General features: G+C 72.4%; 14 protein-coding genes. 6 read left to right on the top strand and 8 right to left on the bottom strand.

Features of this window, described 5'->3' with window-relative positions:
- Positions 1–41: 41 nt before the first annotated feature.
- Genes ABZ805_RS12375 through ABZ805_RS12355 form a run of 5 tightly spaced genes read right to left on the bottom strand, consistent with a single transcriptional unit; the run spans position 42 to position 4,341 of the window.
- Positions 42–524: a nucleoside deaminase gene (locus ABZ805_RS12375; protein ID WP_358438337.1), complete on the bottom strand. Its 483-nt coding sequence runs from the start codon at positions 522–524 to the stop codon at positions 42–44.
- 17 nt (positions 525–541) lie between these two features.
- Complete coding sequence (gene pucD, locus ABZ805_RS12370; RefSeq protein WP_358438334.1) at positions 542–2,836, bottom strand: xanthine dehydrogenase subunit D; 2,295 nt, start codon at positions 2,834–2,836, stop codon at positions 542–544.
- Positions 2,833–3,003 carry a hypothetical protein gene (locus ABZ805_RS12365; RefSeq protein WP_358438331.1) on the bottom strand — a complete coding sequence of 57 codons (171 nt, stop codon included), beginning with the start codon at positions 3,001–3,003 and terminating at the stop codon, positions 2,833–2,835. Before ABZ805_RS12365 ends, pucD begins: the two co-directional genes overlap by 4 nt.
- Positions 2,996–3,469 (bottom strand): (2Fe-2S)-binding protein, encoded by a 474-nt coding sequence (locus ABZ805_RS12360; RefSeq protein WP_358438328.1) that lies wholly within the window; start codon positions 3,467–3,469, stop codon positions 2,996–2,998. The genes ABZ805_RS12365 and ABZ805_RS12360 overlap by 8 nt, the downstream gene beginning before the upstream one ends.
- Entirely contained in the window at positions 3,460–4,341 is an 882-nt protein-coding gene (locus tag ABZ805_RS12355; RefSeq protein WP_358438326.1) for an FAD binding domain-containing protein, read from the bottom strand. The genes ABZ805_RS12360 and ABZ805_RS12355 overlap by 10 nt, the downstream gene beginning before the upstream one ends.
- Before the next feature lie 569 nt (positions 4,342–4,910).
- On the opposite strand from ABZ805_RS12355, the gene ABZ805_RS12350 reads away from it, so the two are divergent.
- From ABZ805_RS12350 to ABZ805_RS12335, 4 genes are all read left to right on the top strand, one after another.
- Positions 4,911–6,365 (top strand): helix-turn-helix domain-containing protein, encoded by a 1,455-nt coding sequence (locus ABZ805_RS12350; protein WP_358438323.1) that lies wholly within the window; start codon positions 4,911–4,913, stop codon positions 6,363–6,365.
- A 153-nt stretch (positions 6,366–6,518) separates the two neighbouring features.
- Positions 6,519–7,739: a type III PLP-dependent enzyme gene (locus ABZ805_RS12345; protein ID WP_358438321.1), complete on the top strand. Its 1,221-nt coding sequence runs from the start codon at positions 6,519–6,521 to the stop codon at positions 7,737–7,739.
- A gap of 95 nt (positions 7,740–7,834) precedes the next feature.
- Entirely contained in the window at positions 7,835–8,236 is a 402-nt protein-coding gene (gene speD, locus ABZ805_RS12340) for an adenosylmethionine decarboxylase (RefSeq protein ID WP_358438318.1), read from the top strand.
- Positions 8,237–8,333: 97 nt separating this feature from the next.
- Positions 8,334–9,206, top strand: a complete 873-nt coding sequence (locus ABZ805_RS12335) for a spermidine synthase (RefSeq protein WP_358438315.1) — start codon at positions 8,334–8,336, stop codon at positions 9,204–9,206.
- Positions 9,207–9,266: 60 nt separating this feature from the next.
- On the opposite strand, the gene ABZ805_RS12330 is transcribed toward ABZ805_RS12335, so the two are convergent.
- Positions 9,267–10,334, bottom strand: a complete 1,068-nt coding sequence (locus ABZ805_RS12330; RefSeq protein ID WP_358438312.1) for a hypothetical protein — start codon at positions 10,332–10,334, stop codon at positions 9,267–9,269.
- Between the two features lie 99 nt (positions 10,335–10,433).
- On the opposite strand from ABZ805_RS12330, the gene ABZ805_RS12325 reads away from it, so the two are divergent.
- On the top strand, positions 10,434–11,327 hold the full coding sequence (locus ABZ805_RS12325; protein ID WP_358438310.1) for a ribokinase: 894 nt from the start codon (positions 10,434–10,436) through the stop codon (positions 11,325–11,327).
- A 90-nt stretch (positions 11,328–11,417) separates the two neighbouring features.
- Here ABZ805_RS12325 and ABZ805_RS12320 read toward each other — a convergent pair whose 3' ends face one another.
- On the bottom strand, positions 11,418–11,762 hold the full coding sequence (locus ABZ805_RS12320) for an Lsr2 family protein (protein ID WP_358438307.1): 345 nt from the start codon (positions 11,760–11,762) through the stop codon (positions 11,418–11,420).
- 400 nt (positions 11,763–12,162) lie between these two features.
- Between ABZ805_RS12320 and ABZ805_RS12315 the strand changes: the two genes are divergently transcribed.
- A complete protein-coding gene (locus ABZ805_RS12315; protein WP_358438304.1) occupies positions 12,163–12,630 on the top strand; it encodes a histone-like nucleoid-structuring protein Lsr2 in 468 nt (155 codons plus the stop codon).
- Positions 12,631–12,806: 176 nt separating this feature from the next.
- On the opposite strand, the gene ABZ805_RS12310 is transcribed toward ABZ805_RS12315, so the two are convergent.
- Entirely contained in the window at positions 12,807–13,007 is a 201-nt protein-coding gene (locus ABZ805_RS12310) for a hypothetical protein (protein WP_358438301.1), read from the bottom strand.
- Between the last annotated feature and the right edge of the window lie 370 nt (positions 13,008–13,377).

The following is a 13,377-nucleotide window of genomic DNA, read 5'->3' as shown; positions in this document are numbered from 1 at the left end:
ACGGTCCGCTCACCCGAACCCGGTGCAGCGCCCGCGCGGGGTCAGTAGTCGACCCGGTCCGCCTTCGCCAGCCACCGCTCGAACGGCACCGCCCGCTCGGCCAGCGCCACCTGCCGGACGTCGGTCGGCCACGGCTGCTCGGGATGCCGGAACAGGTCGTGGAAGGCGCGGTCGTCGAACCCGCCGCGCGCCGCGTCCTCGCGGTCCGCGGCGTACACGACGCGGTCGACCCGCGCCCACAGCGCCGCACCGAGGCACATCGGGCACGGTTCGCAGGAGCTGACCAGCACACATCCGTCGAGCCGGAACCCGCCGAGTTCCCGGCAGGCGCGGCGGATCGCGGTGATCTCGGCGTGCGCGGTCGGATCGAGCTCGCCGGTGACGAGGTTGGTGCCGGTGGCGACGGCCCGCCCGGCGCGCAGCACGAGCGCTCCGAACGGTCCGCCGCCGTCGCTGACGCTGCCGGTGGCGAGCGCGACGGCTTCCGCGGCCCAGCGGGCCTCGGCGGGTTCGGTCGACGGCACGGGGTTCTCCAACGGGCTCAGACGATGTGGTGCGGTGCCACGGGAACGTGGGTGAGGGCTCTGCCGGTGGCGGCGCGGATCGCGGCGACCACGGCGGGCGTGCTGGAGATCGTCGGCGGCTCGCCGACTCCGCGCACCCCGTAGGGCGCGTTCGGATCGCCGCGCTCGATGACGTCGGTCTCCATCGGCGGCATGTCGAGGATGGTGGGGATGAGGTAGTCGGTGAACGACGCGTTGCGCACGGCGCCGTCGACGACCTGGACCTCCTCCATGACGGCGAGTCCGAGCCCTTGCGCGCTGCCGCCGTGGATCTGCCCGAGGACGGCGTCGGGGTTGACGGCCTTCCCGACGTCCTGCGCGCAGTCGAGCCGCACGACCTTCACGAGCCCGAGTTCGACGTCGACGTCGACGACGGCGCGGTGCGCGGAGAACGCGTGCTGCACCTGGGCGCGTTCGCTCGCCCCGGACGCGTCCAGGGGGAACGTGGCGCGGTGGTGGTATTCGCGGGTGTGCTCGACGGGCCCGTCGCCGAGCACCTCGGCGAGTTCGGCGAGCACGCCCGCCGTCGCGGACACGATCTTCCCGCCTTGCAGGGACAGCGCGGCCGGCGTGACGCCGTGCAGTTCGGCGGCCCGCAGCAGCACGGCGTCGCGCACCGCGGCGCAGGCGGCCTGCACGGCCCCGCCGGTGACGTAGGTCTGCCGGGACGCGGAGCTGGACCCGGCGGGGCCCGCGGAGGTGTCGTTGGGGTGGATGGTGACGCGTTCGACGCCGAGCTCGGTGCGGGCGATCTGCTGCTGCACGGTCACGAGGCCCTGCCCGACCTCGGCGGCCGCGGTGTGCACCTCGGCGAGCGGTTCACCGCCGACGAGGGCGAGCCGGACGCGGGCCGTGGAGTAGTCGTCGGCGCCTTCGGAATAGCAGATGTTCTTGATGGTCACGCCGTACCCGATGCCGCGCACCACCCCTTCGCCGCGGGTGGTGTTGGCGACCCCGCCGGGCAGTTCCCGCACGTCCCGCTCGCCGCCGTCCGCGGGCAGCGGGATGGCGCGGAGCCGCCGCAGCAGTTCCGCGACGGGCGCCGGGTGGTCGATCCGCTGCCCGGTGGGCAGGGTGTCGCCTTCGGCGAGGGCGTTGCGGATGCGCAGCTCGGCCGGATCGATGCCGAGTTCGGCGGCGAGCCGGTCCAGCTGCGATTCGTAGGCGAACGTGGGCTGCACCGCGCCGAGCCCGCGCATCGCCCCGCACGGCGGGTTGTTCGTGTACAGGCCCCAGGCCTCGACGTCCACGTTCGGCACCCGGTAGGGGCCGACGCCGAGCGTCGTCGCGTTCCCCACCACGACGGGGGTCTTGGACGCGTAGGCGCCGCCGTCGAAGTACTGCCGCGCCTTCACGTACACCAGCTCGCCGTCGCGGGTGGCGCCGTGCTCGTAGTACATCGTCGCGGGATGCCGGTGCACGTGGCCGTGGAACGATTCCTCGCGCCCGTACACCATCTTCACCGGTCTTCCGGTGCGCAGCGCCAGCAGGCACACGTGCACCTGGATCGACAGGTCTTCGCGCCCGCCGAACGCGCCGCCCACCCCGGACAGCGTCATCCGCACCAGCTCCGGGTCGAGGCCGAGCGCGGCGGCGGTCTGCGCGCGGTCCGAGTGCAGGTCCTGGGTGGCGAGGTACAGGTCGACGCCGCCGTCGTCGGCGGGGATCGCCAGCCCGGCCTCGGGGCCGAGGAACGCCTGGTCCTGCATGCCGACGGTGTAGGTGCCGGAGACGACGACGTCGGCGACCGCATCCGGATCCCCCTTGCGGATCACCTGGTGGCGCACCACGTTCCCGCCGGGGTGCAGCGGCGGCAACGCCGTGTCGTGCGCGGCGAGTTCCGCGTCGGTGCTGGCGGGCAGCACCTCGTAGGCCACGTCGATGCGGTCCAGGGCGCGGCGCGCGAGCTCCGGGTGCTCGGCGGCGACCAGCGCCACCGGTTCGCCCCGGTAGCGCACCACGTCCTCCGCGAGCACCGGCTGGTCCTGCTGCTTCACGCCGTACCGGTTGCGGCCGGGCACGTCGGCGGCGGTGAGCACGGCCCGCACCCCCGGCAACCGCAGCGCCGCGGTCACGTCGATCGAGGTGATGCGCGCGTGCGGGTGCGGGCTGCGCAGCGTCGCGCCCCACAGCATGTGCTCCGCCCACAGGTCGGAGGCGAACGCGAATTCGCCGCGCACCTTCAGCGTGCCGTCGGGACGCGGCGGCGATTCCCCGATGCCGCCCGCGATGCCGGTGTCGAGGTGCTGCGGAGTGCGCGTGGGGCCGTTCATCGGGCCACCTCCCCGGATCGTGCCTCGGATCGGGTGCGGAGCCTGCTGCTCGCGGCGCGCAGATCGCGCGCCGAGTCCACTTCGGACGCCGCGCTGCGGGCGCCGTCCTCGACGATGCGCCGCGCGCCGCGCGGCAGCGGCCGCGGCGGGACGGGCCGGTCAGGCATCGCCGGCCTCCCGCCGGGCGGCGAGCCGCACCGCGTCCAGGATCTTCTCGTACCCGGTGCACCGGCAGAGGTTCCCGGCCAACGCCTCCCGGATCTCCACGTCCGACGGGCTCGGCCGCCGCCGCAGCAGATCGGTGGCCTGCACCAGCAGGCCCGGCGTGCAGAACCCGCATTGCACCGCGCCCGCGTCCAGGAACGCCCGCTGCACCGGGTTGAGCCGGTCGCCGTCCGCGAGTCCCTCCACGGTGACCACCTCGCGGCCCTCCACCTGCCCGGCCGCGACCAGGCACGCGCACACCGCGACCCCGTCCAAGGTCACCGTGCACGAACCGCACTCGCCCTGCTCGCACGCGTTCTTCGAACCGGGCAGGCCGAGCCGTTCCCGCAGCACGTACAGCAGGCTCTCGCCCTCCCACACGTCGTCGGCCTGCTGCCGCCGCCCGTTGACGGTGAAGTTCACGCGCATGACCGCCTCCCGCTCCGGTGCTCGTCCCACACCCGCTGCACCGTCCGGCGGGCCAGCACGGCCAGCGCGTGCCTGCGATATCCGGCGGTGCCGCGCACGTCGTCGATGGGGTGCGCCGCGGCCGCCACGAGCGCACCGAACCGGCGCACCACCAGGTCCGGCAGGGCCCGCGGCCGCTCCCACCCGTCGCTCGCGGTGAGCTCCGCCGCCAGGAAGTCCTCGGCCGCGGTGGCGCGGAACGGCACCGGGCCCGCCGAACCCACCCCGGTGCCGACCCGCCGCCGGTCCGGGTCCAGCGCGATCGCGAACGCGCACACCGCGATCACCATCGCGTTGCGGGTGCCGACCTTCGCGAACTGCTGCGGGCCCGCTGCGGGCGGCACGTGCACCGCCGCGATCAACTCGTCGGGGGCCAGCGCGGTCCGCTTCGGACCGGTGAAGAACCCCGCGACCGGCAGCGTCCTGGTGCCGCGCACCGAGACCACCTCGATCCGCGCGTCCGCGGCCAGCAGCGGCGGATGCCCGTCCCCGGCGGGGGACGCCGAACCGAGGTTGCCGCCGAGCGTCCCCCGATTGCGGATCTGCGGGGAACCCACGGTGCGCGACGCCGTCGCCAGGCCCGGGAGCCGGTCGCCCAGCTCCTCGATCAGCCGCGCGTAGGGCAGCAGGGCGCCGATGCGCAGCAGCCCGTCCGACTCCGACCAGTCCTGCTCGGCGCCGGTGGCGGTGAGGTCCAGCAACGCCGCCGGCCGGTCGTGCCCGAAGTTCAGCCCTACCAGCACGTCCGTGCCGCCTGCCAGCACGGTCGCGTCCGGGCGGGCCGCCCGGAGTTCCAGGGCCTCGCGCCACGAGGTCGGTCGCAGGAAGTCCACGGCGCTGCCTCCCGTCGCTCGTCGACGAGAGCCGCACCGGCCGCGGCCCGTCGCCGAGGGTCGTCGTCCCAGTACACAACCCGCGAGCGGAACTCGACCAGCGGTGGAAAGCCCGAAATGCCGGACGGGTGAACACCCGCCCCTCGTGCGTTCCTACGAACCGGGTGAACGGACCGTTCGTCCGACCTGACGGGACGAACGGTCCGTTCACCCGGACAGATCGCCGCCCCCGTCCGGCTTGCCACCCCCGCTCCGCCCCGACTCCGGTTCGAAGTGAACGGACCGTTCGTCCGACGTGCTGGGACGGACGGTCCGTTCACCCCGAACGAGCGCGAGACCGTCTCCGCTGCTGGTGGAGTGAACGGACCGTTCGTCCGGCTCCATCGGACGGACGGTCCGTTCACTCGAAACCCCCGCGGCGTTGCGGAGGGGCGCACCGCCGCCGCCCAGCCGCCCAGCCCGGGCGGGGTGAACGGACCGTTCGTCCCACGGGATCGGACGAACGGTCCGTTCACTCCATCCCGCCGGATACCTCCACAGCCCGCCTCCGACGGTGCAGAGTGAGCGGCGTGCACCTGAGCGATCTCGTCGACGACCCGGAGCTGGGTCTGACGCTGCTCACCGACCCGACCGACCCGGTGCTCCGCGGCGTGTACGTCACCGACCTGCTCGACCCGCGCCGCTACCTGAGCGGCGGCGAGCTGGTGATCACCGGCTTGATGTGGCGGGCGAGCCCGGCGGATTCGGCCCGGTTCGCCGCCCACCTGGCCGCGGCGGGCGTGGCGGCGGTCGCCGCGGGCACGGCACGGCTCGGCAGCACCCCGCCGGATCTGGTGGCGGCCTGCCGCGAGCACGGTCTCCCGCTGCTGGAGGTGCCGGTCGCGGTGAGCTTCAGCGCCCTGTCCGAGCGGGTGCTGGACGCGCACCGCGCGGCGGGCCGGGGCTGGGTGCCGGCGTTGGCGGCGGGCGCGGGGCTGGACGAGGTGCTGGGGCTGGCGTCGGCGGAGCTGGGCACCGGCTGCTGGGTGGTGTCGGGCGCGGGCGCGGTGCTGGCAGGCCCGCCGGAGCCGCCCGCGGCGGAGGTGCTGCGGCCGGGCCTGTCGGGCACGGCCCGCCTCGTCGAGTGGTCGGTGCACCCGGTCGGCGGCGGCCGGGAGCCGCGGCTCGCCCGCTGGTTCGTGGTGTCCCGCGCCGGTGCGGTCCCGCCGGAGGCGCTCGCGGAGCTGGCCACCGTGGTCGCGCTGGTGCGCACCCGCGTGGATCAGGCTCGCCGGATCGCGGGTCGTTCCGCGGAGTCGGCGTTGCGCAGGCTGCTCGACGGCACGTCGAGCGCGGCGGAGGTGGCGGCGCGGCTGGACGCGGCGGGTCTGCCGGTGGGGGAGCCGCTGCGGGTGGTGCAGGTGTCGGTGTCCGGTGGCGCGGCGCGTTCGGCGGCGGTGCTGCGCGAGCTGGCGGCGGCGACGGGCCTGCCGTGGGTGGCCGCGCCGTTGGGCGAGGTGGCGGCGGCGGTGTTCGCGGACGAGGAGTCGCGGCTGGCGCGGCTGCCCGCGCGGTTCCGCGAGTTCGCCGCTCTCGCGGAGCCGGGGATCGGGTTGCGGGCGGGCATCAGCGATGTCGCCGCCGCGGACGGGTTGCGCTCGGCGGTGGAGGAGGCGGGACACGCGCGCCGGCTCGCGCAGCTGTCGCCGGACGCGGTGGTGGTGACGGCGGACGCGCTCGCCTCGCACCGGGTGCTGCTGGCGTCGGTGCCGGAGGAGCTGCGCCGGTCCTACCGGGACAAGTTGCTGGGCCCGCTGCTGGCGTACGACGAGGCGCACGCCGCGGACCTGGTGCGCACGCTGCGGGTGTTCCTGGAGTGCTCGGGTTCGTGGTCGCGGTGCGCCGCGCGATTGCACCTGCACGTGAACACGCTGCGGTACCGGATCGGCCGGGTCGAGCAGATCACCGGGCGGAAGCTCGGAAACCTCTCCGCGCGCGTGGATTTCCACCTCGCACTGCAACTTCTCGACGACGGCCCGTCCTGATCGGCCGCTGCGTCGTGTGAGTGGTCACAAACGCCCGTCCGGCCCGGGGGGTTTCACCCGATCGGTTCGTAATCGGGTGCGTCGACCGGTACCGTGCTTGGTCGGCCGCCACCCCGGCGGCCGGAGCGACGCGAAGCCACGGAGGTAACGGGATTGACCGATCAGTCCGCCACCACCGGTGTGACGGACCGCCCGAGCGACGGCGACGTCGCCGGAACCGCGGCACGTTCCGCTGAACGCATCCGGGAACACCTGGACGGCGCGGTACCCGGCACCCCTTGCCTGGTGATGGACCTGACCGCAGTGCGGGAGCGCTACGCGGAACTGCGAGCCGCACTGCCGGACGCGCGGATCTGCTACGCGGTCAAGGCCAACCCGATGCCCGAGGTCATCGCCGCGCTCGTCGAGCTCGGCTCCTCCTTCGACGTCGCCAGCCCCGGCGAGATCGACCTCTGCCTCCAGCAGGGCGCCGACCCGGCGGCGATCTCCTACGGCAACACCATCAAGAAGCGCGCCGACATCGCCCGCGCCCACGCGCAAGGCGTCCGGCTGTTCGCCACCGACAGCGAAGCCGACCTCACCACCATCGCCGAAGCCGCACCCGGCGCGAGCGTGTTCTGCCGCGTGCTGGTCGCCAACGACGGCTCGCGAACCCCGTTCGGCCGCAAGTTCGGCTGCACCCCCGACACCGCCGTCCGGCTGCTCGTCCGCGCCGCCGAGCTCGGCCTCGACCCGTGCGGCGCGTCCTTCCACATCGGATCGCAGCAACACGACACCGCGGCCTGGGAGCACGGCATCGCCGCCGTGCGGCAGGTGTTCCGCGGCGCCGCCGAACACGGCGTCCGCCCGCGCCTGGTCAACCTCGGCGGCGGGCTGCCCGCGCACTACACCGATGCCGCGCCGCCGCTGGCCGACTACGCGCGGAGCATCGAGCGCGCCCTCGACCGCGACTTCGGCGCCGACCGGCCCGAACTGCTCGTCGAACCCGGCCGTCGTCTCGTCGGCGACGCGGGCGTGCTGCGCAGCGAGGTCGTCCTCGTCGCCCCGGACTCCGACGGCGAACGGCGCTGGGTCTACCTCGACGTCGGCCGCTACAACGGGCTCGCCGAGACCGAGGGCGAGGCGATCACCTACCGGCTGCGCACCTCCCGCGACGGCGACCCGACCGGCCCGGTCGTGCTCGCCGGCCCCACCTGCGACGGCGACGACGTCATCTACCAGCGCACCCGCTACGAGCTGCCGTTGACGCTGCGCGCCGGGGACACCGTGGACCTGCTCAGCGCCGGTGCCTACACCGCCAGCTACGCCTCGGTCGGCTTCAACGGCTTCCCGCCGCTGCCGACCTACTGCATCGACGGGCACGAGCGACCCTGACCGCTGCGGCACGCCCGTGCCACAGCGGTGCGCCCCGCCGATGCGCGAACACGAACGTTCCCCGCGAAATCTGCGAAATGTTGGGAGGTCGATAGATGTCGATTGATGCCGGAACCCTGCAACCCGTCGGTCTGTTCACCGGGCAGCACGTACTCGCCGAGCTCGACGGTGTGGACGCGCAACTGCTCGACGACGAGCAGTTCCTGCGGGACACCCTGCACAGCGCGCTGAGCCGCTCGCAGGCCACCGTGTGCCAGGTGATCGCCAAGCGGTTCGAACCGCAGGGCGTCACAGTGCTGGCACTGCTATCGGAATCCCATGCGTCGCTGCACACTTATCCCGAAGAGGGATCGATCTTCATCGACGTGTTCACCTGCGGGAACACCGCGCAGCCGGAGCGAGCGGTCGAACTGCTCGCCGAAGCGCTGCGGCCCGCGTCGGTGAACACCCGGACGATCCGCCGGGGCCGGGACTACGACCCGGAACTGGTCTCGTGAGCGGTCCGCCGGCTCGCCGACCGCGAGCCGGCGGACATCACTCCACACTGGACACTCAATGCCCGCCACCCGGGCGCCACGACGAGGAGGAGCACCGTTGATCGAAATCGACGGGCAGCGTTGGGTCAGCGAACCCATGGGCGCCGACATGCGGCGGCTGTGGCGCATCGATGACGTGATCTGGGAAGGCGACACCGCCTACCAGCACGTGCTCATCGGCCGCACCGACCAGGGCGTCTCGCTGTTCTGCGACGACGACCGGCAGAGCACCGAGTTCTCCCAGCTCGTCTACCACGAAGCCATGCTGGTCCCCGGATTCCTGCTCGCCGCGAACCTGGACCGGGTGCTCATCATCGGCTCCAGCGAAGGCGTCGCCAGCCAGCTCGCCGTCGCCGCCGGAGCCACCCGCGTCGACCACGTCGACATCGACGAGGACTGCGTGCGGGCCTGCGCCGAGCACCTGCCCTACGGCTACACCACCGACGAGATCCCCGCGCTGCAACGCGGCGACGGACCGATCACCCTGCACTTCGGCGACGGCGTCGCCTTCCTCGACCAGGCCCCGCCGGAAGGCTACGACCTCGTCGTCGTCGACCTCCCCGACGAACGCGCCGACGACGCCGACGGCCAGCACAACCGGCTCTACGGCCTCGAATTCCTGCAGCGCTGCCAAACGGTCCTCGCCCCTGGCGGCGTCGTCGCGTTCCAAGCGGGCTGCCCCACCGTGTGGCGCAACGAAACGCTGATCCGCGCCTACAACCGGTTCCGCTCGGTGTTCGAGAGCGTCACCTACTTCGGCTCCGACGAGCACGAGTGGGCGTTCCTGTTCGGCCGCGCCGAACCGGTCGACGACCCCACCAACCTCATGCTGGAGAACCTCCCGAACAGCGAGTACCAGCCGCGCACCATCGACGACGCCAGCCTCATCGGCTGCACCGTCCCGCCCTACTCGGTGCGCAACCAGGGCTGAGCGAACAGCGGAAGAGCCCGCCGGATCACCCGATCCGGCGGGCTCTTCGCATGTCCGGCCTCAGCGGAACTGCAGGTACGGGTGCAGCCCGGGAGCACCGGTGCGCGCGCCGAACCACTGCTCGAACGCGATGCCCCGCTCCCGCAACTCCCCCTCCCACGCCGAGTTCACCGCGTCGTCCGACTGCCGCGCGTCCACCTCGTACAAGAGCTCGTGCGCGGTGTCGTCGAACGCGGCCGCTCCGAACGCCGCGAAGATCGGCGTGCTCCGCGACCAGTCCAGCAGCTCCGCCGCATCCAGCAGCACCTGCGCCTCGTGCACCAGCAGCCGCAGTGCCAGCGCCTCCGCCACGCACTGCGGCGGCGTCCACACCGGCTCCGACAGGCGGGTCGCCACCGCCGCCGACGCCAGCAGGAACGCGCGCGCGAACGCCGAGTCGTAGCGGGCGCCGTAGCAGGGCGGCAGCTCCGAGAGCACCAGCAGGCCCTGCGCCTCGTCCACCGTCGCGTTGTTGATGGACAGCGACAGCTCGTCGTAGAAGATCTCGTCGGTCACCACCCACACCGCGTGGATCAGCGCACCCGCGGCCAGCCGCGCCGCCGACTCGTCCGCACCCGGGACCGCGAAGGCCTCCGGGCCGAACGCGCGCAGCCGGGGCGCGCACTCCAGCAGCGTCTCCCGCCAGTGCTTCGCCTCCACCGCGGGCTCCGCGGCCCCCAGCGCCTCCTCCACGGCCAGCTCCAGCTCGCTGGAGTCGTCCGGGGTGCGCACGTCCGCCGCGGCCAGGCTCTGGTTGAACTCGTCCTCGGTGATCCGCACCTTCGACTCGGCCACCGACCAGCCGCTGAGCTCGTCGATCTCGCCGAGCAGCTCGTCGAGCACCGTCGCCGCCGCCCACTCCGCCGCCACCAGCGACGGCGCGTCCAGTACCAGCACCACCGTCGTCCGGTCCGGACCCGGCGAGATCCGGAAGTCCAGCACGTCGATGTCGGCCTGGTCCGGCCCGGTGACGCCCTCCACGAGCGCGAGCCTGCGGTCGAGCAACGCGACCACGCCCTGCTGCTGCAACTCGTCCAGTCCCTGCACCGCCACCGGCGGTTCGAGCACCGCCGTCACCACGTAGTCCACCGCTGCTGCCTCTCCATTCCCGGACGCACCGAATGGTACGTGCCACTGCTCCCGGAGAGCCCCCTGCGCCACCGCGGCGGAACGCGGGATCATCACCTGGTGACGACGACGGTGGCGGTGTTCGGCAGCTGCAACATGGACCTGGTGGCCTACGTGGGAACCGCCCCGAAGCGCGGGGAAACCGTGCTCGGGCGCGAATTCCGCACCGACCCGGGAGGAAAGGGCGCGAACCAGGCGGTCGCGGCCGCCCGCGCGGGCGCCACGGCACTGATGATCGGCGCGGTGGGGGAGGACGAACTGGGGAACGGGCTGCGCGAGGCATTGCGCGGCTTCGGCGTCGATGTGCGCGGCCTGCGCACCGTCCCCGGAAACAGCGGGACCGCGCATATCGTCGTGGACGACGACGGCGGAAACGCGATCGTCGTGGTCCCGGGAGCCAATGCGACCGTCGATTCGCTCGCACCCGGCGATGCCGATCTGATCGCGAGTTCCGGGGCGCTCCTGTTGCAGCTGGAGATCCCGTTCACCGGGGTCGAATCCGCCGCCGCGGCCGGGCGCGCCGCCGGAGTTCCGGTGATTCTCACGCCCGCACCCGCCGCGGAACTGTCCGCCGCGTTGCTGGCGAACGTGGACGTGCTGGTGCCGAACGAACACGAAGCCGCCGTCCTCACCGGATGCGACGATCCGGACGAGGCGTTGCGGGAATTGGTGAAACGAGTACCGGAAGTGATCATCACGCTCGGTGCCGCCGGTTCGCTCTACGGCAATGCGGCGGGGGAGGTGCTCCGGTCGCCCGCACACCGCGTGCGAGCCGTGGACACGACCGCGGCGGGGGACACCTTCGTCGGCGTCTTCGCGGCGGCGCGCGCCGGGGGAGCGGAAGTGCGGGAAGCGCTGGCGACCGCCTCGGCCGCGTCGGCGCTGGCGGTGGGGCGCCACGGCGCCATGTCCTCGATGCCGGTGGAACAGGAGATCAGGGAGTTCCGCGGCTGAGCGCGGAAGCGGGGTGGAATGTCGCGGACGCCGCCGACCGGAGAAATGTCCGATCCCGCACGGGCGGCGCCGCGCGACATCCCGATCGCCTCACTTGGCCTTGTCGTAGGCGTCCACGATCTCCGAGGGAATGCGTCCTCGATCCGACACCTGCATGCCCTGCTCCCGGGCCCATTCCCGAATCGCCTGGTTGCGTTCCCGGTCGGCGGCCGTGGGAGCGGCGGCGGCCTTGCCCACCTTGCCCGCCGCGCGCTTGCGGCCCCCGGTGCGGCGTGCGGCGGAGACGTACGACGCCAACGAGTCCCGCAGTTTCGCTGCGTTGTCGGCGGACAGGTCGATCGTGTAGTCGACCCCGTCCAGGCTGAACTCGACCGTCGACTCTGCTTCCGACCCGTCGACGTCGTCGACGAGCTGCACGGTGACCTTCTGCGCCACTGAAAACCCTCGATTCCGGTTCGTTATTGCTGGCCTTCGCGCAAGAGCGTACGAAGAACGTTCTGAACAATAAACCGTTGTTGCGAAAATGTGCCACCCTGGGTCCGTCGAGCACTGACCGTGAGTGCCGGAACGCTGTTGTGACCGCGTTGTGCTTCAGATTACTTTCTCGATTTCGCGGCCGATCGGCTACGGTGTGTTGCGGGTGGTTCGCCCGGGGACCCGGCATCGCGGGGTCGACGGTGCCCCCGCACGGCGGTTCTCAACGGCCGGTGGTGCTGTTCTATCGTTGACGCGAGACAACAGCGATGCCGCGTGCTACAACGTGGGCCAGGGTCGCAGGAGTCTCGCCTGCAGGTGTCGCGGATCGAGACGGGGCACGTTCCCGAGACAGGTGATCATGGCCGAGCGGATTCAGGTCGAACTCGTCGACGACATAGACGGGTCGCCAGCCCAGCAGACCGTTACTTTCGCGCTGGACGGCGTGACCTACGAAATCGACTTGAGCGAACGGCACGCGCAACGCCTGCGCGGAGTCTTCGCCCGGTACATCGAGCGGGCGCGCGTTCCCGAGCGGGAGCAGTCCCCCGCCGCGGCCAAGCGCCAGGAACGGGATGAGCGCGACGCCCGCCAGGCGAATCGGCAGCTGACCGAGCAGATTCGCGGCGCCGCACAACGGAGCAAGGACCGGTTGCACAAGCAGCACGAACCGGAAGCGGACGAACAGGCCGAGGCCGAACCCGTGCTCGCGGTGGAACCGCGCGAACCGGAACAGGTCGCCCCGGAAGCTCCGCGCCCGCAGGAGGAACGGCCGAACGGCACCGCCACTTCGGTCTCGCTGCCGCAATTCTCGTCCGCAGTGGACTGAGCCGGTACCGGTGGTCTCGGCCGGTCGCGTTCCCGGCGCCGGGCCGCAACCGGCCCCGAACGCAGAAGAACCGCATCGTGGTGATCCGCGATGCGGTTCTTCGTCTTTCCGGGACCGTCGTCTTTCCGGACCGGTCGCTCCGCTGCCGCCTCCCCCGCGCGCGGAACGCGCGCTCCTCAGTCCGCCGCGCGGTGCCTGCGCCCTTTCCCGCGACCGCCGGCGTCGGCGTGCTGGGTGGCCGCCGGTTCGGCGGCCGACGACTCGGCGCTCTCCGTGAGCGCCGCGGCGAACTCGGGTGGGGCGCTGAGGCCCCAGTTGCTCGCTTCCGGGTCGATCAGCTGCTGCTGCAACTCGGTGTAGATGGGTGTGGAGTCCACGGTTACCCCCTGCCTCTTGGTCGGCGAGCACGCTACCCGCGCGCGGCGCGCATCAGCGCGCGAAACGCACCGCGATCACTCGATGGAGGTCGCCGGAGTTCCGGCGGTCGGCGGACCGGTGTCGTGGTGCGCGATGGTCCCGCAGCAAGCCGCCATCCGGGTGAAGCTGCAATGACCTGCGGTTTTCGCGTTAATGGGGGGTGGTGTTCAGGCCCGTTTCAGGCCCGTGTAGATTTCTTTCTGCCAGCACGGAACGGGCCGAAAACGAATCGGGTCGGGTGCGGCGGGGGTTGCGAAACGGGCTTCCAGGTGACTGGTAGAGTGAGCGACCTGATGAATCAACTCTAAACGGCAGGCCGGTGGCGGATGT

Source organism: Saccharopolyspora sp. NPDC047091, assembly GCF_040643635.1.
GTDB lineage: Bacteria > Actinomycetota > Actinomycetes > Mycobacteriales > Pseudonocardiaceae > Saccharopolyspora_C.
This window is presented reverse-complemented; position numbering and strand designations above follow the sequence as displayed.